We start from the raw sequence: 21,117 nt of genomic DNA, 5'->3' as shown, positions 1-21,117 counted from the left end.
TCAAGACCTCCAGGGCAAAAGAGATTTTGCCTTGGGGTCTTGCGATCAATTACTTAAGCACTTAGATTTTTAGCCCTGAGGTAACCGATTCGATAGCAGGAGGCCAACTGATGCTTGCCGACGAGGTGTTGGACGAGGCGTTGGTCGCGGGACAGTGGCGACAGGGCCGCGGTGCCCTCATCGAGACCGTCGACCCGGCCACCGGCCAGGTCATCGCCACCGTGCACGCCGCATCCCTCGCCGATGTCGAGGAGGCCGCCACCGCCGCCGCGCACGCCGCCCAGGACCCCGCCTGGCGCGAACTGCCCGCCCACCTCCGAGCCAGGCTGCTCCACCGCATCGCCGACCTCGTCGAACAGGACGCCGACCGGCTCTCCGCACTCCAGACCGCCGACACCGGCAAGTGCCGCACCGAGACCCGCGCCCTCGTGCTCAGCGCGGCCGGCACCTTCCGCTACACCGCCGCCGCGCTGGAGACCGCCGAGGACGCGATCACCCCGTCCCGCGGCCCGTACGTCACGATGAGCGTCCATGAGCCGATCGGCGTCGTCGGCGCGATCACCCCCTGGAACTCGCCCATCGCCAGCGACGCCCAGAAGCTCGCCCCCGCACTCGCCGCGGGCAACGCCGTACTCCTCAAGCCCGCCGAATGGACCCCGCTCGTAGCCCTCGCCCTGGGCCGCCTCGTCCACCGGGCCCTGACCGAAGCCGGTCTGCCGGCCGCGCTGCTCTCCGTGCTGCCGGGCCGCGGCAGCGTCATCGGCGACGCGATCGTCCGCCACCCGGCCGTCGGGAAGATCACCTTCACCGGGGGCACGAACACCGGGCGCACCCTCGCGCACGTCGCCGCCGACAAGCTGATCCCCGTATCGCTGGAGCTCGGCGGGAAGTCCCCGACAATCGTCCTGGAGGACGCCGACCTGGAGCAGGCCCTGGCGGGCGTCATGTACGGCGTCTTCTCGTCCAGCGGGCAGAGCTGCATCGCAGGTTCACGGCTCTTCGTCGCCCGTGCACGGTACGAGGAGTTCGTCGGCGAACTCGTCTCCCGTGCCCGGAAGTTGCGCATCGGACCCGGCACCGACCCGGACACCCGGGTCGCCCCGCTCGTCCACCACAAGCACCGCGACAGCGTCGCCGCGTACGTGGACCTGGCCCGCGAGGAGGGCGGCACTGTGCGATGCGGGGGAGCGGCACCCGAAGGCGACCTCTACCGTGACGGCGCCTACTACCTCCCCACCGTCCTGGACGGCCTGCCCAACACCGCCCGCGTCTGCCAGGAGGAGATCTTCGGCCCGGTCGTCGTCGCCCTGCCCTTCGACGACGAGGACGACCTCGTCGCCCAGGCCAACGACAGCGTCTACGGACTCGCCTGCGGCATCTGGACCCGGGATCACGCCAGGGCCTGGCGGCTGGCCCGCCGGATCGACGCGGGAACCGTCTGGATCAACACGTACAAGCAGTTCAGCATCTCCACCCCGTTCGGCGGGCTGAAGGACAGCGGCATCGGCACCGAGAAGGGCCGCGATCTGATCCGCGGCTACCAGCGGCAGAAGTCCCTCTACTGGGGCACCGACACCACGCCGCTGCCCTGGGCCGTCAACTGATGCCGCAGAGAGAGGAGTTGGGAAACGTCATGGCTTACGAGAACCTCCACGCCCGCCCCACCGGGCAGCGTGAACCGATCGCCCGGCTGCGCGCCCTGCGCTCCGTCGAGCTGCACACCCCCGCCTTCACCGAGTCCGCCGACTTCTACACCGAGGTCTGGGGACTGGAACCCGTCGAACGGGAAACCGACGCCACCTGGCTGCGCGGCACCGGCGAGGAGCACCACGTCCTCGCCCTCACCCGCGGCGAACGCAACGGCCTCGGCCGCATCACCTTCGCCGTCGCCACCCCCGCCGAGATCGACGAGGCCGCCCGCCGGCTCCTCGCCCGCGGCATCGTCCCCGTCGCCGGCCCCGGCCCCCTCGACCAGGTCGGCGGCGGCTACGGGCTCCGCTTCACCGACCCCGAAGGCCGGCTGATCGAGCTCAGCGCCCAGACCCACGCCGTCGCCCCGCGCGGACGCGACAGTGCCGTACCCGTCGGCGTCACCCACACCGTCCTCAACACCACCGACATCGACGCCGCCGTCGCCTTCTACACCTCGGTCCTCGGGCTGCGGGTCTCCGACTGGTCCGAGCACCAGATGGCCTTCCTGCGCTGCAACGCCGACCACCACTGCATCGCGTTCAACCAGGCGGAGTGGGCCTCCCTCAACCATGTCGCGTACGAGATGACGTCCGTCGACCACTTCATGCGCGGCCTGGGACGGCTCCGCCACCACGGCATCGACCCCCAGTGGGGGCCCGGCCGGCACGGTCCCGGCAACAACACCTTCTCGTACTTCACCGACCCCGCCGGACTCGTCTGCGAATACACCTCCGAGGTCGCCCAGATCGTCGAGGACGCCTGGATCGCCAAGGTCTGGCGGCGGGTCCCCGAGCTCTCCGACCTGTGGGGGACAGCAGGTCCGCCGTCCCAGAAGATCCGCTGCCACATGGCGGGCGAACCCGACCCCGGGCCACTGGCCCCCGCCACCGACGAGGTGTCCGCATGACCGCCACCACCACCCGCCCCACTCCCGCCGCACGCCCCACGCGCTCCGCGCGACGCATCGGACTCGTCGGCTGGGGAGCCATCGGCCGCGTCGTCGGCACCGCCCTCGCCGAAGGACACATCCCCGGCGCCGAACTGACCTGCATCGTCGACAACCGGCCCCTCGTCGACGCCCCCGCACCCCAGCTGTCGTTCGAGGACGCACTCGCCGTCTGCGACCTGATCGTCGAAGCCGCAGGCCAGGCAGTAGTACGCGAGTGGGCCGAGCGGGTCCTCGACAGCGGCGCCGACCTGCTGATCGCCTCCACCGGCGCGCTCGTCGACGCCGAGCTCGTCGAGCGGCTGCGCAAGGCCGGACCCGGCCGGGTCTACTTCACCGGCGGCGCCGTCGGCGGACTCGACCTCCTCCAGGCCGTACGGGGCCTGGGCGCCCTCACCTCCGTCACCCTGACCACCACCAAGCTGCCCGCCACCCTCCACCAGCCATGGATGGACGCCGAGCTGACCGAGCGGCTGCGGACCACCACCGAACCGGTCGAGGTGATGCGCGGCACCGCCCGCGACGTCCCGGTGAAGTTCCCCAAGTCCACCAACGTCGCCGCATCCGTCGCCCTCGCCACCGGCGACCCCGACCTCGTCGAGGTCGTCGTCGTCGCCGACCCGGCCGCCACCCTCACCCGGCACGTCATCGAGGCCGCAGGGCCGCACGGCACCTACCGCTTCGAAGTCGCCCACCGGCCCGACGCGGCCAACCCCGCCACCAGCCAGGTCGTGCCGCACGCCGTGCTCCGCAGCCTCGGCGCCGTCGTCGGCCGGGCGGGACAGATCCTGTGACCGCTCCTGCGACCGCCGCCCCGGCCGACGGGACCGTCCACACCGTGGAGGCCGGAGACCCGGACGCACCGCTGCTCCTGTGCCTGCACGGCATCGGCTCCTCGTCCGCCGCCTTCGCCCCGCAACTCGCCGCACTCTCCGACCGGGTACGGGTCGTGGCCTGGGACGCCCCCGGCTACGCGGCCTCCGCCGACCCCGACCGCGCCCCCGGCCTCGACGGCTACGCCGACACCGCCGCCGCACTCATCCGCGAACGCGGCGGCCGAGCCCATGTCCTGGGCGTCTCCTGGGGCGGCGTCATCGCACTCCGCCTCGCCGTCCGCCACCCGGACCTCGTCGCCTCGTTGATCGTCGCCGACTCCAGCCGCGGCTCGGGCACCCACCCCGACAAGGCCGAGGCCATGCGCGGCCGTTCGGCCCAGCTCGCCGCCGAGGGGCCGGACGCCTTCGCCGCCGCCCGCGGCCCGCGCCTGGTCTCCGGCGACGCGCCCGCCGCACTCGTCGAACGGGTCGTGGCGACCATGGCCGCCTCCGTCCGTACGCCCGGATACGGGTACGCGGCCGAGGCGATGGCCGAGGCCGACCTCACCGGCGACCTGCCGGCGATCACCGCACCGGCCCTCGTCCTGTGCGGCGAGGAGGACACCGTCACCGGAACCGAGGAGTCGCAGGCCATCGCCGGCGCCCTCACCAGGTCCGTGTACGTGACCCTCTCCGGCGCCGGCCACCTCTCCAACCAGGAGCGGCCCGAGGCATTCAACGCCTGGGTCCGCGCCCACCTCCACGTCGTCGCCCGCATCCCCGCGTGACGACGGCCCGCCCCCACCCGCAGCAACGACCCGAGGAGCATCCCGTGCCCATCGACAACACCCCCTACGAGACCGACGGCGACCTCGCGAAGTACACCGACTCGCTGATCGCCACGAAGGACTCCCGCGAGCCCGACTGGAACACCCTCTCCTTCCAGGCGAAGGCGGGCGACCAGTACAAGCGCGCACAGATCCGCTACGTCGGCTCCGGCGCCACCGGCAACCACGAGAACGACAACCGGATCATCCCGTCCGGCGGCTTCACCTTCTCCAACATGCTGCTGCCGCCGGGCGCCGAGGGCCCCGAGCACACCCACCACGACGTCGAGGAAGCCTTCTTCGTCCTGGAGGGCCAGGTCAGGGTCGGCATCCACCGCGGCGCCGACGAGGTCGAGTACCGCACCCTCGGCTACCGCGACATGATCGTCGTGCCCGCCGGAGTGGCCCGCTCGCTGAAGAACGAGGGCGACACCGACGCCCTGTTCTGCGTGATCATCGGTACGCAGAAGCCGCAGGTCCCGACCTACCCCGAGCACTCCCCGATGCACGGCATCACCCGCGACTGATGGCCACCGACGACACCTCCCGTACACCGGGCACCTCCGGTGCGGCGGATGCCTCTCGTACGGTCGTCGTCACCGGCGCCGGCCGCGGCCTGGGACTGGCCGCGGCCCGCCGGATCGGCCGCGACGGCCACCGCGTCGTCATCGCCGAACTCGACGAGGCCACCGGCAGGCAGGCCGCCGACGAGCTCCGCGCCGAAGGCATCGCAGCAGACTTCCATCCGCTCGACGTCGCCGACCCGGACTCCGTCGACGCCCTCGCCGCGGCCCTCGCGGGCGACTCCACCCGGCTGTACGGACTGGTCAACAACGCCGGTCTGGCCAACGCGGTCGGCGGCAAACCGTTCCACGAGATCGACATCGAGGCATGGGACCGCATCATGACGGTCAATGCCCGTGGTCCTTGGCTCGTCGCCCGAGCCCTCCTGCCGCTCATGGTGGCAGGCGGCGGCGGCCGGATCGTCAACCTCGCCTCGGACGCGGCCCTGTACGGATCGCCCCGACTCGCCCACTACATCGCCTCCAAGGGCGCCGTGATCTCCCTGACCCGGGCCATGGCACGCGAGACCGGCGACCTCGGCATCACCGTCAACGCGGTCGCCCCAGGGCTGACCGAGGGGGAGTCCTCCGTGGACATCCCCGCCGAACGGCACGAGCTGTACAGGCTGGGCAGGGCGATCTCCAGGCCGCAGCAACCGGCGGACCTGGTCGGCCTGATCGCCTTCCTCGTCGGCGACGAGTCCGGCTACATCACCGGCCAGACCTTTGCCGTCAACGGCGGCTTCACGATGCACTGAACCCCTCACGCCCGGACGGGCACGCCGCACCGGACACCCCTCGACCGACCCCGGTGCGGCCCCCGCCCGCGCGACACCCCCCTCGAACCAAGGAGTACGACATGGACCTCGGCCTCGCCGGTCGCAGCATCCTCGTCACCGGCGGCAGCTCCGGCGTCGGCCTCGCCACGGTCCGGATGCTGCTCGCCGAAGGCGCCCGCGTCGCCACCTGCGGCCGCCGCGCCGACGCCCTCACCGCAGCCCTCGACGGTCTCGCCGGACCGGACAGGCTGTACCACGCACCCTGCGACGTACGCGACGAAGCCGCCGTACGGGCCTTCACCGAAGCCGCAGCCGAACGATTCGGCGGCCTCGACGGACTCGTCAACAACGCCGGCGCCTCCCGGATGAAACCCTTCGCCGAGACCACCGCCGACGACTGGCGCGACGAACTGGAACTCAAGTTCTTCGGCGTCCTCAACCCCCTCCATGCCGCCCTGCCCCACCTGCGGAAATCCGGCAGCGCCTCTGTCGTCAACATCAACGCGGTCCTCGCCAAGCAGCCCGAGACCCGGCTGATGACGACCAGCGCGGCCCGCGCCGGCATCCTCAACCTCTCCACCTCCCTGTCCAAGGAACTCGCCCCCGACGGCATCCGCGTCAACTCCGTCTGCCTCGGCCTCGTCGACACCGGGCAGTGGGAACGCCGGTACGCGGCCTCCGGCAGCCCCCTCGACTACGCCGCCTGGCAGGCCGAACTCGCCGCCGACCGCGGCATCGCACTGGGCCGCCTCGGCAACGCCGACGAAGTCGCCTACGCCGTAACGGCGTTGCTCTCACCAAAGGCCTCGTACATCACCGGCACCACCGTCGACGTCTGCGGCGGCGTCAACCGGGCCATCGCCTAGGACCTGTCCGACCCCGATCCGCCGGACAGACCGCAACCCACCGAACCCCCCTCAGGAGCGCAACGACATGACCCAACCCAACGGCGGCGACCTGCTCGTCGAGACGCTGCGCGGACTCGGCGTCGACACGGTGTTCGGCATCGTCAGCGTGCACAACCTGCCGCTCGTCGAAGCCGTCGACCGCGATCTGCGCTTCGTCCCCGTCCGCCACGAAGCCGCCGCCGTCAACGCGGCCGACGGCTACGCCCGAGCCACCGGCGGCCTCGGCTGCGCCCTGACCAGCACAGGTACGGGAGCGGGCAACGCGGCAGGCTCCCTCATCGAGTCCCTCAGCTCCGGCACCCCCGTCCTCCACATCACCGGACAGATCGACAGCGAGTACCTCGGCTCCGGGCGCGGCTTCATCCACGAGACCAAGGACCAGCTCGGCATGCTCCGCGCGGTCTCCACCCATGCGGTCACCGTCACCGACGCCGCGAGCGCGGGCGACATCCTGCGCGACGCCGCCGCCCGCGCGCTGACCGCCCCGCACGGCCCGGTCAGCGTCGAATGGCCCATCGACCTGCAGTTCGCCCCCCAGCAGCTCACCGGTACACCCGTGCGGACCGCACCCGCGCCCGCCCTGCCCGACCCGGCACTCCTCGACGAGGCCGCCGCGCTGCTGTCCGCCGCGCGCCGCCCTCTCGTCTGGGCGGGCGGCGGAGCCAACAGTGCCCGCCCCGAACTTGCCGCACTGCTCGACGCGTTGAACGCCGGACTGGTCACCTCCAACTCCGGCCGCGGCTCGGTCCCCGAGTCCGACCAGCGGGTCCTCGGCAACTACGCCACCGCCCCCGCGGGCCGCGCGCTGCTCGCCGAAGCCGACGTGCTGCTCTCCATCGGCACCCACTTCCGCTCCAACGAGACTGCCGACTACACCCTCGAACTCCCCCCGGCCCACATCCAGCTGGACCTGGACCCGGCCGCACCGGGCCGCGTCTACCCGGCCACCTGCGCCCTGCACGGCGACGCGGCGGCCGTCCTCGCCGCACTCCTGGGACGCGTGACGAGCGGCAGCACGGAGGCGAGCTGGCCGGCCCGCGTACGCAAGGCCCGCACCGACGCCCGCAGCGCACAGCGCCACGCCATCGGACCGCAGGCCGCCATCAACGACGCCATCCGCGACGCCTGCCCGCCAGAGTCCGTGATCGCCCGCGACGTCACCATCCCCTCCTCCACCTGGGGAAACAGGCTCCTGGAGATCAACGACCCGGCCACCAACGTCTTCCCGCGCGGCGGCGGCATCGGACAGGGCCTCGCCATGGGCATCGGTGCCGCACTCGGCCGCCCGGACGTTCCCACCGTCGTCATCGCAGGCGACGGCGGCCTCGCCGTCCACCTCGGCGAACTCCTCACCCTCGCCCAGGAGAAGCCCGACCTCACCCTCCTCGTCTTCAACGACGGCGGCTACGGCGTCCTGCGCAACATGCAGGACAACCACTTCCCGCGCCGCTCGGGCGTCGACCTCACCACCCCCGACTTCGAGCAGCTCGCCGCCGCCGTCGGTCTCCCGTACGCCCGGATCGCCTCCGAAGCCGACGCGGCCCCCGTCATCAAGGAGGCCACCGCCTCCGAGGGGCCGGTCCTCGTCGAGATCGACCTCGCCGCACTCGGCCCGATGAACACCCCGTTCACCCCGCCCGTCAAGCTCCCCGCGACCGCCACCGCCACCGGACAGGGAGGCACCCCGCAATGACCAGCACCCAGGAAACCCGCCTCGACCTGCTCGTCCACCGGATGACATGGGAGGCCGACGGCGTCCTCGGCGTCGAACTCACCCACCCGGACGGCAGCCCGCTGCCCGCCTGGCAGCCCGGCGCCCACATCGACGTACACGCCGGCGGGCACATCCGGCAGTACTCCCTGTGCTCCGACCCGGCCGACACCACCCGCTGGCGCATCGGCATCCTCAGGGAACCCGCATCCCGCGGCGGCTCCGCCCACATCCACACCCAGCTGCGGCCCGGCCAGATCCTCCAGGTCCAGGGCCCCCGCAACCACTTCGAGCTGGACGCCGACCACGACGCCGAGGCATACCTCTTCATCGCGGGAGGCATCGGCATCACCCCGATCCTCGCCATGGCCCGCGAGGCGGCCCGCACCCGGACCCCTTGGCGGCTCGTCCACGGAGGCCGCAGCCGCACCTCGATGGCCTTCGGCACAGAACTCGCCGCGCTGGCCGAAATCCCGGGCGGATCAGTCGAGTTCGTACCCCAGGACGAGCGCGGACACATCGACCTCGACACCCTCCTCGGGGACGTTCCCACAGGCACCCAGGTCTACTGCTGCGGACCCGAACCCCTGCTCGCCGCCGTCGAGGAACGCTGCCCGGCCGCCCGTACCGAACGCTTCGCCGCCCCCGCGGCACCGCCGCGCGACGGCGAGGACACCGGCTTCGACGTCATCTGCTCCCGCACCGGGCGCACCGTCGAGGTCGGCCCCGGCAGCTCCGTACTCGACGCACTGGAGGGCGCCGGGATCACCGTGCCGTCCTCCTGCCGCGACGGGATCTGCGGCACCTGCGAGACCAAGGTCCTCGAAGGCACCCCCGACCACCGGGACTTCCTGCTCTCCGAGGGCGAGAAGGCGGCGGGCACCTCGATGATGCTCTGCGTCTCCCGCTCCCGCACCCCGCGTCTCGTCCTCGATCTGTGAACCGCCCCCGAAGGGAGCCGACATGACAACCACGCAGTACCTCAACCCCCACCAGGCACGCAGCGCCGAGCCGACCCCGTACGAGAAGAAGCTCGCCGCAGTGATCGAGGAGGTCTTCGGCACCGGCACCCACGACCTGCCCGGCCTCGTCGCCGGACTCAACGCCCGAGACCTGCCCGCCCCCGACGGCAGCCCGTGGACCGAGGACACCTTCCGCAGCGAGATGCGACGACTGGGAGCGTGAGACAACCATGACCACCGACACCACCACCGCGACGGTCAGCGGCGAGGCCACCCGGCCCTCCGAAGTCGCCCGCCCCGGCAACCGCACCGCCGACCGGCTCTTCGCCACCGGCATCCGCAACCAGTGGTACGCCGTCTGCCCCTCCGACTTCGTCCCCGCCGGCGGCATGAAGCGGCTCACCCTCCTCGGCGAACAATGGCTGCTCTTCCGCCGCGCCGACGGCACCCTGCACATGCTGGAGGACCGCTGCCCCCACCGCGGCGCCCGCCTCTCCCTGGGCAAACACCTCGGCGACCGCATCGCCTGCTGGTACCACGGCGTCCAGGTCGACGGCACCGGCACCGTCGCCGCCGTCCCCGGGCTGCCCGGCTGCAACCTCGAAGGCAAACAGCTCGTCGCCGCACCCCACGTCATCGAGACCGGCGGCGCGATCCTCGCCTACTTCGGCGACGGCCGGCATCCCGAACCGGCACCGCTCGTACTGCCCGAGCAGCTCACCGACCCCGGCACCACGGCGTTCCTCTGCTACGCCGAGTGGAACGTCAACTGGCGCTACGCCGTGGAGAATCTGCTCGACCCGATGCACGGGTCGTTCCTGCACCGCGACTCGCACAGCATGTCCGAGGGGCAGACCACCGCCCGCTTCCGCATCCGGGAGACCGAACGCGGCTTCTTCTTCGAGAAGACCGACCAGAGCGGCGTCAACTTCGACTGGGTCGAGCTCTGCCGCACCGGCGCCGACTGGGTCGACCTCACCATCCCGTACCCGCCCACCGCGGGCCCCGGAGGACCTTTCGGCATCGTGGGCATGGCCACCCCCATCGACGAGGAGCGCTGCGCCGTCTTCTTCTGGCGCTACCGGCGGGTGACGGACTGGCAGCGCGACACCTGGCGGTTCCTGTACAAGACCGTGCTGGAGGACCGGCACTGGGAGGTCCTCGAACAGGACCGCATCATGCTGGAAGAACTCCGCACCGATGCCGACCAGGCGGAGAACCTGTACCAGCACGACCTGGGTGTGGTCCGCGTACGCCGCATGTACCGCACGGAGGCGGAAGCGCAGGCCGGCGCGACGGACTGAACCCGAGACGCCCTCAACCGCCGGACGGGCTCGGATTTTCCGCCCGTCCGGCGATCAGGGACGACTACGCGTCCTCCTCCGCCGCCAGCACCGACCGCTCCAGCTTCTCCAGCAGCCGCGCCAGCTGCCGGCACTCCGCGGGAGTCAGCCCCGCCAGCATCCGCCGCTCATTGTCCAAATGTTCAGCGAACAGCTCGTCGATCGTCGACAGACCCTCGTCCGTGAGCCGCGAGTGCACCACCCGACGATCCTGAGGATCACGCTCCCGCAGGATCAGCCCGTCCTTCTCCAGACGGTCGATCCGCAGAGTGACCCCCGCCGAACTGATCAAACCGGAATCGGCCAGCTCACCCGCCGTACGACGGAACGGCGCCCCCGCCCTGCGCAGCGCCGTCAGCACATCGAATCCGGCCATCGACAGGCCCTTGCGCTCCACCGGCCGGGAGATCGCCGCGCTGTACCGCAGGAACGCCCGGTGCAGCCGGCCGAACACCTCCAACGGAGCCGTATCCAGATCCGGCCGCTCCCGCCGCCAGTCCTCCACGATCGACGCCACCGCGTCCTGCCGCGTCGCGGAAGCGGAAGCCGCGTTCTTCGCCATTCCGGGCACTCCTCCGTACAGGAACACAATGGGTAAGAATCTTAGCCCTGAAAGGCCCACCGATCCCTCCCGCTCAGCCCTGGGAGAACCCGCCTGCGCACCGCCCGGGCCGTACGGCAGCATGGGCGCATGTCCGTACTGACGCGCGACGAAGCGCAGACCCGAGCCCAGTTCCTCGACGTACACCGGTACACGATCGACCTCGATCTGACCGGAGGGGAGCAGACCTTCGACTCCCGCACCGTCATCCAGTTCACCGCAGCCGCGGCCGGAGACACGTTCGTCGAGCTCAAGCCGGCCACCCTGCGCTCGATCAGCCTCGACGGACAGCCCCTCGACCCCGCCGACCTCACCGAGAACCGCTTCCCGCTCACCGCACTCACCGCCGGCACACACGAACTCCGCATCGACGCCGCCATGCGCTACTCCCGCACCGGCGAAGGCATGCACCGCTTCACCGACCCGACCGACGGCGAAACGTACCTCTACACCCAGCTGTTCATGGAAGACGTCCAGCGCGTCTTCGCCGCGTTCGACCAGCCCGACCTCAAATCCGTCTTCGAGCTCACCGTCACCGCCCCCGAAGGCTGGACCGTCCTCGGCAACGGCATCGCCGAGCACCGGGGCGACGGCCGGTGGACCCTGGCAGCCACCCCGCTGATCTCCACCTACCTCGTCGCCGTCGCCGCAGGCCCCTGGCACTCCGTGACCACCGAACACGCCGGACTGCCCTTCGGCATCCACTGCCGCCGCTCACTGGCCCCGTACCTCGACGCGGACGCCGACGAGATCCTCGACATCACCCGCGCCTGCTTCGACCGCTTCCACGAGAAGTTCGACGAGCCCTACCCCTTCGACTCCTACGACCAGGCATTCGTCCCCGAGTTCAACGCCGGCGCCATGGAAAACCCCGGACTCGTCACCTTCCGCGACGAGTTCGTCTACCGCTCCGCCGTCACCGACACCGAACGCCAGACCCGCGGCATGGTCATCGCCCACGAGATGGCCCACATGTGGTTCGGCGACCTCGTCACCCTCGCCTGGTGGGACGACATCTGGCTCAACGAGTCCTTCGCCGAGTACATGGGCTACCAGACCCTCGCCGAGGCCACCCGCTTCACCGACACCTGGGTCGACTTCGGCGTCGCCCGCAAGGGCTGGGGATACGACGCCGACCAGCGCCCCTCCACCCACCCCGTCGCCCCCGACCCGGCAGCCGTCCCCGACACCGCGTCCGCGATGCTCAACTTCGACGGCATCTCCTACGCCAAGGGCGCATCCGCCCTGCGCCAACTCGTCGCCTGGCTCGGCGAGAAGGACTTCCTGGCCGGCATCAACACCCACTTCGCCCGCCACAAGTTCGCCAACGCCACCCTCGCCGACTTCATCGACAACCTCGCATCGGCCACCGACCGCGACGTCCACGCCTGGGCCGACGCCTGGCTGCGCACCACCGGAGTCGACACCCTCACCCCCCGGGTCGAGGAGTCCGACAGCATGTGGTCCCTCACCGTCGACCGCGACGGCAGCCGCCCCCACCGCATCGCCGTCGGCGCATACGACCACGCCCCGGACGCCCACTCCGGCCCCGACCGCCTCGTCCTGCGCAACCGGTTCGAGATCGACGTCCCCCAGAACGACACGGTCAAGGCGCTGCCCGGCCGGCGCCCCGCCCTCGTCGTCCTCAACGACGGCGACCTCAGCTACGCCAAGGTCCGCCTCGACGCCAAGTCCTGGGACACCGTCGTACGCGACCTGTCCGGCATCCCCGACGCACTGACCCGCGCCGTCGTCTGGAACACCGCCCGCGACCTGGTCCGCGACGGCGAACTCGCCCCCACCACCTACCTCGAAGCGGCCCGCGCACACCTCCCGCACGAGACCGACCTCGCCCTCGCCCAGGGCGTACTCGCCTTCGCCGACAACCAGATCGCCGGCCGCTACCTCGCCCCGGAGAACCGCCCCGCCGCCCTCGCCACCCTCACCGCCCTGTGCCGCGACCTCATCCGCCGCACCGAGGACGGCCACAACCCCGGCCTGCGCCTGGTCGCCGTACGCCACCTCATCGACGCCGCCACCCAGCCCGACACCATCCAGGACTGGCTCACCAACGGCACCGTCCCCGGCGGACCCGAACTCGACCCCGAACTGCGCTGGCGCATCCTCACCCGCCTCGCCGTCCTCGGCGCCACCGACGAAACCGCCATCGCCGCCGAACTCGAACAGGACCCCAGCGCCACCGGACAGGAAGGCGCCGCCCGCTGCCGGGCCGCCCTCCCCACCCCCGAGGCCAAGGCCGCCGCCTGGCACGCCCTGTTCAACGACGACAGCCTCTCCAACTACCTCTTCACCGCCACCGCCCAGGGCTTCTGGCAGCCCGAACAAGCCGACCTCGTACAGGACTACGTGCCCCGCTACTACCCCGAAGCGACCCGGCTCGCCACCCGCCGCGGCCCCGCCATCGCCGAAGCCGCCGGCCGCCACGCCTTCCCCGCGTACGCCGTCGACGCCGACAGCCTCCACCTCGGCGAACAAGCCCTGAACGACAAGGACCTCATCCCGGCCCTGCGCCGCAAGCTCATCGACCAGATCGACGACCTGCGCCGCGCCCTCGCCGTACGCGACACCCACTGACCGTCAGGGTCGGCACCACCCGTGCCCGGCGCCACTCCCACCCCACAGGGAGGCGCCGGGCACACCCATATCCGGCGCCACACCCATACCACCGAAACCCCCGACAACGACCCCCCATCCCTCCCACATCCCCCTTTCGAGTTCAGATCACCGAGCTCTGCGGCCGCACCCCCGAAAACCCGGACAAGCTGGCATGTCCACCCATGCGCACCCGAAGGGCCCCGCCACCATGCCCACCCCGCCCCTCGCCGGCTCGACCACCGGCCCCGCCGCCCTGCGCCCCCTCATCGACACCGTCCTCACCGCACTGCACGACGGCGCCCACCGCCGCGACGGCCCCCTCCCCACAGGCGGACCCGACGCCGTCACCCCCCGGATGCGCACCGCCACCCACCCCGTCATCCCCGACCACGGCACCGGCCCCCACGACGCACTGCGCACCCTCGTCAGCGCCCTCACCGAAGGCGCCGCAGACCCCGCAGACCCACTCTGCGCCGCCCACCTCCACACCCCGCCCCTCGCCCTCGCCACCGCCGCGGACCTCGCCGCCTCCGCCCTCAACCCCTCCATGGACTCCTGGGACCAAGCCCCCGCAGCCTCCGCCCTCGAAGCCGACCTCACCGCCGCCCTCGCCACCGAGATCTACCCCCGCCGGCCCTCACCCGACGCACTCATCACCACCGGCGGCACCGAAGCCAACCAACTCGCCCTGCTCCTCGCCCGCGAACGCAACGGCCCCGTACAGACCATCTGCGCCGCCAACGCCCACCACAGCATCACCCGCGCCGCCTGGCTCCTCGGCCTCCCCACACCCGTCGTCATCCCCGCCCCCACCGGCGTCATGGACCTCGCCGCACTCGACGAAGCCCTCACCGAACTCCACCGCCCCCTACTCGTCACCGCCACCGCAGGCACCACCGACACCGGCCAGATCGACCCACTCGCCGACATCGCCGACCTCTGCACCACCCACGGCGCCGAACTCCACATCGACGCCGCCTACGGCGGCCCCCTCCTCTTCAGCCCCACCCACCGAGGCAAGGTCCACGGCCTCGACCGCGCCCACAGCGTCACCCTCGACCTGCACAAACTCGGCTGGCAACCCGCATCCGCAGGCATCCTCGCCGTCCCCGACCGCACCCACCTCCACGCACTCCACCACCGCGCCTCCTACCTCAACGCCGACGACGACACCGAAGCCGGCCTCCCCGACCTCCTCGGCCGCTCCCTGCGCACCACCCGCCGCCCCGACGCCCTCAAAATCGCCGTCACCCTCAAAGCCCTCGGCCGCACCGGACTCGCCGACCTCATCGACCACACCGTCGCCGCCGCCCACCACCTCGCCGACCTCATCGCCAAAACCCCCACCCTCGACCTCTACGACCGCCCCACCATCAGCACCGTCCTCTTCCGCCCCACCGACGCCGACGACAACACCGTCGCCACCATCCGCCGCACCCTCCTCACCCGCGGCCACGCCGTACTCGGCCGCGCCCACACAGACAACCGCCTCTGGCTCAAAGCCACCCTTCTCAACCCCCACACCACCCCCGAAAACCTCCGCACACTCCTCGACCTCGTCAACCACCTCGCCAACGACCTCGCGGAAGGCAACACCCCCCGATGACCGACCTGCCCACCCCTGAGACCGACCAGCCACACGACCTCGTCGGCATCGGCATCGGCCCCTTCAACCTCTCCCTCGCCGCCCTCGCCCACGGCATCCCCGGCAACCCCCACCCCCTCGCCGCCGCCTTCTACGAACAGCGCCCCGCCTTCCACTGGCACCCCGGCCTCCTCATCGACGGAGCCAGCCTCCAAGTCCCCTTCCTCGCCGACCTCGTCACCCTCGCCGACCCCGCAAGCCCCTGGACCTTCCTCAACTACCTGCGCAGCCGCGACCGGCTCTTCCCCTTCTACTTCGCCGAGCGCTTCCACATCCAGCGCGCCGAATACGACGCCTACTGCCGCTGGGTCAGCGACCAACTCCCCGGCCTCCACTTCAGCCACCAGGTCGACGCCGTCCGCTGGAACAACGAACGCAGCCTCTTCGAAATCGACTTCACCCAACTCGACACCGACGGCGAAGCCGAAGCACTCGGCCGCACATACACCCACCACATCGCCCTCGGAATCGGCACCGAGCCCCACATCCCCGACCCCCTCAAACCCCTCGCCGAAGCCGAATCCGTCCCCGTCATCCACTCCGCGGACTACCTCCACCACCGGGAAACACTCCTCGACGCCGAACACATCACCGTCATCGGATCCGGACAGTCCGGCGCCGAAATCTTCCTCGACCTCCTCCGCTCCCGCCCCGCAGGCCGCGAAAAGCTCCACTGGATCGCCCGCACCCAGGCCTTCGCACCCATGGAGTACTCCAAACTCGGCCTGGAACACTTCACCCCCGACTACAGCCGCTACTTCCACGCCCTGCCCGAATCCGTACGCGACGAACTCGTCCCCCACCAATGGCAACTCCACAAAGGCATCGACGCCGACACCATCGCCGCCATCCACGACGAGCTCTACCGCCGCACCCTCCACGGCGGCTGGCCCGACGCCACCCTCACCCCCGGAGTCTCCGTACGCACCGCAGGACGCGTCGCCAACACCCGCATCGAACTCCACCTCGAACACACCCAGCAGAACACCCGATCCCGCCTCACCACCGACGCCGTCGTCCTCGCCACCGGCTACCGCGAACGCTCCCTCGACCGCATCCTCACCGGCCTCGACCCCCACATGCACCGCGACGCCTCCGCACGCCCCCGCATCGACGACCGGTTCCGCCTCGTCCTCGACCCCACCGTCACCGGAAACGTCTACGTACAGAACGCCGAACGCCACACCCACGGCGTCGGCGCCCCCGACCTCGGACTCGCCGCCTGGCGCAGCGCCACCATCCTCAACAACCTCACCGGCACCAACGCCTACCCCCTCCCGGAACGCACCGCCTTCACCACCTTCGGCCTCACCCCCCAGAACCCGACCGTCCCCACCCAGAACCCCGACCTCATCCCCCTCGCCCAAGGCAACTGACACCCGCCCCCCACACACAGACAGAAGGCGGCCGCCCCTCCACAAGGAAAAGACGGCCGCCCACACACACCACCACACCCCAAAGGGCGACCGCCTAGAACACCGGCGCACCGTCCCGCGTCAGACGCCAGTCCACCGAAGCGAACTGCGCACCATCCACCGAACCCTTCGCCTGCACCCAGCCGATGATCGTGTTACGGATCTCCTCCGAGTTCGCCCACAACTGCTTGGCACCCGGCACATGCGGAAAATTGCCACCACCGCTCGCCCGGTAGTTGTTCACCGCCAGCACGAACTGCGCCGCCGGATCGATCGGCCTGCCCTCGAACGACAGATTCACGATCCGCGAACCATTCGGCTTCGCAATGTCGATCTCGTACGTCAGACCCGACACCGCGTCGTAGTTGTAGTCCGGAGTGTTGTCCGCATTCGTCAGCTTCGCCGTGTCCACCGGAGCACCGGCCGCCGTCTGCACGTAGTACCGGGCCGAAAACTCCAGATAATCCTTGACCTGCGCACCCGTCAGCAGCCGCGCCTCAAGGGTGTTCTCGAACGGATACAGACCCGCCGCATCCTTGATCGTCACATTCCCGGCCGGGATCTGCGCCGTACGCGAGAAACAGGACGCCTGCGAGAGAACGGGAAGCGCCGCGTACTCACCACCCGCCAGCGCCGCCTTCACCGTCTCCGCCTGGACGACATTGATCAGATCGATGATCGGCTCGTCCTTCCAGGCCGCCTCCGCCGTCGTCATCGCCGCCGTGGACGTGCCGATCACCTGATTGACGTACGCCACGACCTTCTTGTGCTCATCCATGAGCAGCTTCGTGATCTCCGGGTCCTCGGCCACGGTATTGGAGTTCAACACCTGCGAACCCGCCTTCTCCACCACCCAGCGGCCCTTCTCCCACACCAGATCGAAGTCGAACAGCGTCAGCCGCTGCCCCCACTTCAACGGCTCGGAGAGCACCACCTTCTTGCCGGTCTGCTTGTTCTCCACGAAGTACTCGGGAATCTCCAGATGCGCATGCCCGACCAGAATCGCGTCGATACCCGGAACCTGCTCGGCCACCAGACCCGCCGCGTTCTCGACATACGGGATCTGATCACCGTACGACGACGTACCGCTGCTGCCCGAGTGAGCCGACACGATCACGACATCCGCACCCATGGAACGCAACCGCGGCACGAACTTCGCCGCCTGCTCCTCCAGACCGGGGAACACCATCTTCCCGCTGACATTCGCCTTGTCCCAGATGGCGATGCCCGGGTTGGTCAGACCCAGGATCGCGACCTTCACATCCGGACCGTGCGGGGTACGCATCCTCTTGATCACGTACGGGGCGAACGCCGGCCGCAACGTCTTCGCGTCCAGCGCGTTCGCACCCAGCAGCGGGAAGTCGCACTGCTCCTCGAACTTCCGCAGCACCGGGATGCCGTAGTTGAACTCGTGGTTGCCGAGCGCCGCGGCGTCATAGCCGATCGCGTTCATCGCCTGCGCCATCGGATGCACCGGGCCGCGCTTCGCCGTGATCGGATCGACCTTGGCGTAGTAGTACGACAACTGGGTGCCCTGGATCGTGTCACCCGCATCGATCATCAGGGTGTTGTGGCGGCCCTTCTCCCGGCGCACCTGGTCCACCAGCGTGGAGATCTTCGCCAGACCGACATCGTTGTGGGCCTTGTCGTCGAACTCCTTGTCGGTGAAATAGTCCCAGTTGAAGACATTCCCGTGCAGATCGGTGGTGCCCATCACGGTGAACGAGTACCGCTTCGGCGGACGCCCGTGGCCGTGCCCATGACCGTGGGCCGCGGCGGGAACGGCGGAACCACCAGCGATCGCCACACCGGCACCGGCAGCCGCCGATGTGCCCAGGAACGTCCTACGGTTCAGCGGCATTTCGTCTCCCACATCTCAGTTCTCATACAGCTCAGTTCTCGTACAGCTCAGTTCTCGCAGTGCACAACGCGCGTAGATAATGACCCACGAGCCACACCCGGCAACACCCCTTGCGGGTTTCGATCTGATGACCACCCGTTGTCCTACCCGGATGCGAGAGTGGACCCATGGCCGACACCCCGCCGCCCTACGGCACCCCCGACCACCCCCGCGTCGCCGTCCGAGGCGAAGCCCGCCTCGAAGTCGACCCCGAGACCGCCCACATCGGCATCACCGTCAGCGCCCGCGGAAAAGACCGCCGCGCAGCCCTCGAAGACCTCACCCGACGCAACAACCACGTCCTCGAACTCGCACGCTCCTACGGACAAGCGGTCGAAAAACTCGAAACCGGCGCATTCTCCATCACCCCCGAACTCACCCAACGCGGCCGCGACGAAAAAATCCGCGCCTACCACGGCCGCGTCCACGTCACCGCCGTCCTCAACGACTTCACCGCACTGGGCGAATTCACCACCCGCGTCGCCGACCTCGACATGACACGCGTCAACGGCCCCTGGTGGGCCCTGCGCCCCGACTCACCCGCCCACGCGAACGCCCGCCGCCAGGCCGTACGCGAAGCCGTCCAACGCGCCCGCGAATACGCCGACGCCCTCGGAGCCCACCTCACCGCCCTGGTCGAACTCGCCGACCTCGGCGCGGAGAACACCGCCCCGGCCACAGCCATGCCCGTCGCACCCGGAGGCCTCCGGGGCCGCGCGGCATACGGCGGAGCAGCCGCCGAACCCGCCCCGGCCCTCGACCTCGAACCGCAACGCCAGACGGTCTACGCACAGGTGAACGCCCGCTTCACCATGTCACCGCCAAAGCTATAAAGAGAATGCTCATCCGAGCACCCCGTCGCACAATTCAACACTTGTCAATAACCCTTCACCCAAAGGTTGTTGGGTCGTCATGCGGAGCCAAATAACTACCCGTAGGTAAGGTCTAGGCTCAAACCATGCGCCGAGCAAAAATCGTTTGCACCCTGGGCCCCGCCACCGACACATACGACCAGATCAAGGCACTGGTCGAAGCGGGAATGGACATCGCCCGCCTCAACCTCAGCCACGGCACCTACGCCGAACACGAAGAGCGATACCACCGTGTACGCAAAGCCTCCGACGAGAGCGGACACAGCGTCGGGATCCTCGCCGACCTTCAAGGCCCGAAGATCCGCCTCGGACGCTTCCGCGAAGGCCCCGTACTCCTTGAACGCGGCGACAGCTTCACCATCACCGTCGAACCCATGGAAGGCGACCGCCACACCTGCGGCACCACCTACGACGGCCTCGCCGCCGACGTCACCACCGGCGAACACATCCTCGTCGACGACGGCCGCGTCACCCTCGAAGTCACCGACGTGGACGGCCCCCGCGTCCACACCACCGTCATCGAGGGCGGCATGGTCTCCGACCACAAGGGCCTCAACCTCCCCGGCGTCGCCGTCTCCGTCCCCGCACTCTCCGAGAAGGACATCGAAGACCTCCGCTGGGCCCTGCGCACCGGCGCCGACATCATCGCCCTCTCCTTCGTACGCAGCGGACGAGACATCGAGGACGTCCACCGCATCATGGACGAGGAGGGCCGCCGCCTCCCCGTCATCGCCAAGGTGGAGAAGCCCCAGGCCGTCGAGAACATCGACGGCATCGTCGCCGCCTTCGACGGCATCATGGTCGCCCGCGGCGACCTCGGCGTCGAAATGCCCCTGGAACAGGTGCCGATCGTCCAGAAGCGCGCGATCAAACTCGCCAAGCGCAACGCCAAGCCGGTCATCGTCGCCACCCAGATGCTCGACTCGATGATCGACAACTCCCGCCCCACCCGCGCCGAAGCCTCCGACGTCGCCAACGCGGTCATCGACGGCACGGACGCGGTGATGCTCTCCGGCGAGACCAGCGTGGGCAAGTACCCCATCGAGACGGTCCGCACGATGTCCCGCATCGTCGAGGCCGCCGAGGAGGACATCCTCGCCAAGGGCCTCCCGCCCCTGAACGACCGGAACAAGCCCCGCACCCAGGGCGGCGCGGTGGCCCGCGCGGCGGCCGAGATGGGCGACTTCCTGGGCGCCAAGTTCCTGGTCGCCTTCACCCAGAGCGGCGACACGGTCAGGCGCCTCTCCCGCTACCGCTCACCCATCCCGCTCCTGGCCTTCACCCCGGACCCGGCCACCCGCTCCCAGCTGAATCTGACCTGGGGCGTCGAGACCTTCCTCGGCCCGCACGTGGAATCGACGGACGCGATGGTGGCCCAGGTCGACGAGGAACTGCTGAAGATCGGCCGCTGCGAGAAGGGCGACGTCGTGGTCATCACGGCCGGCTCCCCGCCGGGAGTCGCGGGCTCGACGAACCTGGTCCGGGTGCATCACATCGGTGAGGACGACAGCCCGAAGTAGAT

The 21,117-nt window shown here is 70.1% G+C and carries 18 protein-coding genes; 16 read left to right on the top strand and 2 right to left on the bottom strand.

Features of this window, described 5'->3' with window-relative positions; translation table 11 throughout:
• Window positions 1-110: 110 nt before the first annotated feature.
• From ACFVYE_RS01330 to ACFVYE_RS01280, 11 genes are all read left to right on the top strand, one after another.
• On the top strand, window positions 111-1,604 hold the full coding sequence (locus tag ACFVYE_RS01330) for an aldehyde dehydrogenase (protein WP_383962233.1): 1,494 nt from the start codon (window positions 111-113) through the stop codon (window positions 1,602-1,604).
• A gap of 29 nt (window positions 1,605-1,633) precedes the next feature.
• Window positions 1,634-2,599, top strand: a complete 966-nt coding sequence (locus ACFVYE_RS01325; protein ID WP_383962230.1) for a VOC family protein — start codon at window positions 1,634-1,636, stop codon at window positions 2,597-2,599.
• Complete coding sequence (locus tag ACFVYE_RS01320) at window positions 2,596-3,432, top strand: aspartate dehydrogenase domain-containing protein (protein WP_383962227.1); 837 nt, start codon at window positions 2,596-2,598, stop codon at window positions 3,430-3,432. The genes ACFVYE_RS01325 and ACFVYE_RS01320 overlap by 4 nt, the downstream gene beginning before the upstream one ends.
• Window positions 3,429-4,241 (top strand): alpha/beta fold hydrolase, encoded by an 813-nt coding sequence (locus tag ACFVYE_RS01315; RefSeq protein WP_389603520.1) that lies wholly within the window; start codon window positions 3,429-3,431, stop codon window positions 4,239-4,241. Before ACFVYE_RS01320 ends, ACFVYE_RS01315 begins: the two co-directional genes overlap by 4 nt.
• A 44-nt stretch (window positions 4,242-4,285) precedes the next feature.
• Window positions 4,286-4,807, top strand: coding sequence for a cupin domain-containing protein (locus ACFVYE_RS01310; RefSeq protein WP_376258901.1), 522 nt, complete (start codon window positions 4,286-4,288; stop codon window positions 4,805-4,807).
• The gene (locus ACFVYE_RS01305) at window positions 4,807-5,601 is read left to right on the top strand and encodes an SDR family oxidoreductase (protein ID WP_383962221.1); all 795 of its coding nucleotides are present in this window, start codon (window positions 4,807-4,809) and stop codon (window positions 5,599-5,601) included. Before ACFVYE_RS01310 ends, ACFVYE_RS01305 begins: the two co-directional genes overlap by 1 nt.
• Before the next feature lie 101 nt (window positions 5,602-5,702).
• The gene (locus ACFVYE_RS01300; RefSeq protein WP_383962219.1) at window positions 5,703-6,488 is read left to right on the top strand and encodes an SDR family oxidoreductase; all 786 of its coding nucleotides are present in this window, start codon (window positions 5,703-5,705) and stop codon (window positions 6,486-6,488) included.
• A 67-nt stretch (window positions 6,489-6,555) separates the two neighbouring features.
• Window positions 6,556-8,223 carry a thiamine pyrophosphate-binding protein gene (locus ACFVYE_RS01295; RefSeq protein WP_389603518.1) on the top strand — a complete coding sequence of 556 codons (1,668 nt, stop codon included), beginning with the start codon at window positions 6,556-6,558 and terminating at the stop codon, window positions 8,221-8,223.
• Window positions 8,220-9,182, top strand: coding sequence for a PDR/VanB family oxidoreductase (locus tag ACFVYE_RS01290; RefSeq protein ID WP_383962212.1), 963 nt, complete (start codon window positions 8,220-8,222; stop codon window positions 9,180-9,182). The genes ACFVYE_RS01295 and ACFVYE_RS01290 overlap by 4 nt, the downstream gene beginning before the upstream one ends.
• A gap of 22 nt (window positions 9,183-9,204) precedes the next feature.
• Window positions 9,205-9,426 (top strand): recombinase-like helix-turn-helix domain-containing protein, encoded by a 222-nt coding sequence (locus tag ACFVYE_RS01285; protein WP_383962209.1) that lies wholly within the window; start codon window positions 9,205-9,207, stop codon window positions 9,424-9,426.
• Between the two features lie 7 nt (window positions 9,427-9,433).
• A complete protein-coding gene (locus tag ACFVYE_RS01280) occupies window positions 9,434-10,507 on the top strand; it encodes a Rieske 2Fe-2S domain-containing protein (protein ID WP_389603515.1) in 1,074 nt (357 codons plus the stop codon).
• Between the two features lie 64 nt (window positions 10,508-10,571).
• On the opposite strand, the gene ACFVYE_RS01275 is transcribed toward ACFVYE_RS01280, so the two are convergent.
• The gene (locus ACFVYE_RS01275) at window positions 10,572-11,108 is read right to left on the bottom strand and encodes a MarR family winged helix-turn-helix transcriptional regulator (protein WP_266362137.1); all 537 of its coding nucleotides are present in this window, start codon (window positions 11,106-11,108) and stop codon (window positions 10,572-10,574) included.
• 129 nt (window positions 11,109-11,237) lie between these two features.
• On the opposite strand from ACFVYE_RS01275, the gene pepN reads away from it, so the two are divergent.
• The 3 genes from pepN to ACFVYE_RS01260 all read left to right on the top strand — a co-directional run bounded on the left by pepN (window position 11,238) and on the right by ACFVYE_RS01260 (window position 16,784).
• Window positions 11,238-13,742 carry an aminopeptidase N gene (gene pepN, locus ACFVYE_RS01270; protein WP_389603512.1) on the top strand — a complete coding sequence of 835 codons (2,505 nt, stop codon included), beginning with the start codon at window positions 11,238-11,240 and terminating at the stop codon, window positions 13,740-13,742.
• Between the two features lie 229 nt (window positions 13,743-13,971).
• A complete protein-coding gene (locus ACFVYE_RS01265; RefSeq protein WP_389603715.1) occupies window positions 13,972-15,369 on the top strand; it encodes a pyridoxal phosphate-dependent decarboxylase family protein in 1,398 nt (465 codons plus the stop codon).
• Entirely contained in the window at window positions 15,366-16,784 is a 1,419-nt protein-coding gene (locus ACFVYE_RS01260) for a lysine N(6)-hydroxylase/L-ornithine N(5)-oxygenase family protein (RefSeq protein ID WP_383962199.1), read from the top strand. Before ACFVYE_RS01265 ends, ACFVYE_RS01260 begins: the two co-directional genes overlap by 4 nt.
• 94 nt (window positions 16,785-16,878) lie before the next feature.
• On the opposite strand, the gene ACFVYE_RS01255 is transcribed toward ACFVYE_RS01260, so the two are convergent.
• A complete protein-coding gene (locus tag ACFVYE_RS01255; protein WP_383962196.1) occupies window positions 16,879-18,684 on the bottom strand; it encodes a bifunctional metallophosphatase/5'-nucleotidase in 1,806 nt (601 codons plus the stop codon).
• Window positions 18,685-18,851: 167 nt separating this feature from the next.
• Here ACFVYE_RS01255 and ACFVYE_RS01250 point away from each other — a divergent pair, with 167 nt between their 5' ends.
• Both ACFVYE_RS01250 and pyk read left to right on the top strand, forming a co-directional pair.
• Complete coding sequence (locus ACFVYE_RS01250) at window positions 18,852-19,556, top strand: SIMPL domain-containing protein (protein WP_383962195.1); 705 nt, start codon at window positions 18,852-18,854, stop codon at window positions 19,554-19,556.
• A gap of 125 nt (window positions 19,557-19,681) precedes the next feature.
• On the top strand, window positions 19,682-21,115 hold the full coding sequence (gene pyk / locus ACFVYE_RS01245; protein WP_383962192.1) for a pyruvate kinase: 1,434 nt from the start codon (window positions 19,682-19,684) through the stop codon (window positions 21,113-21,115).
• Window positions 21,116-21,117: the final 2 nt, after the last annotated feature.

Source organism: Streptomyces sp. NPDC058239 (genome assembly GCF_042882185.1).
Lineage (GTDB): Bacteria > Actinomycetota > Actinomycetes > Streptomycetales > Streptomycetaceae > Streptomyces.
The sequence above is the reverse complement of the archived record's forward strand: the minus strand, read 5'-3'. Positions and strand labels throughout refer to the sequence as shown.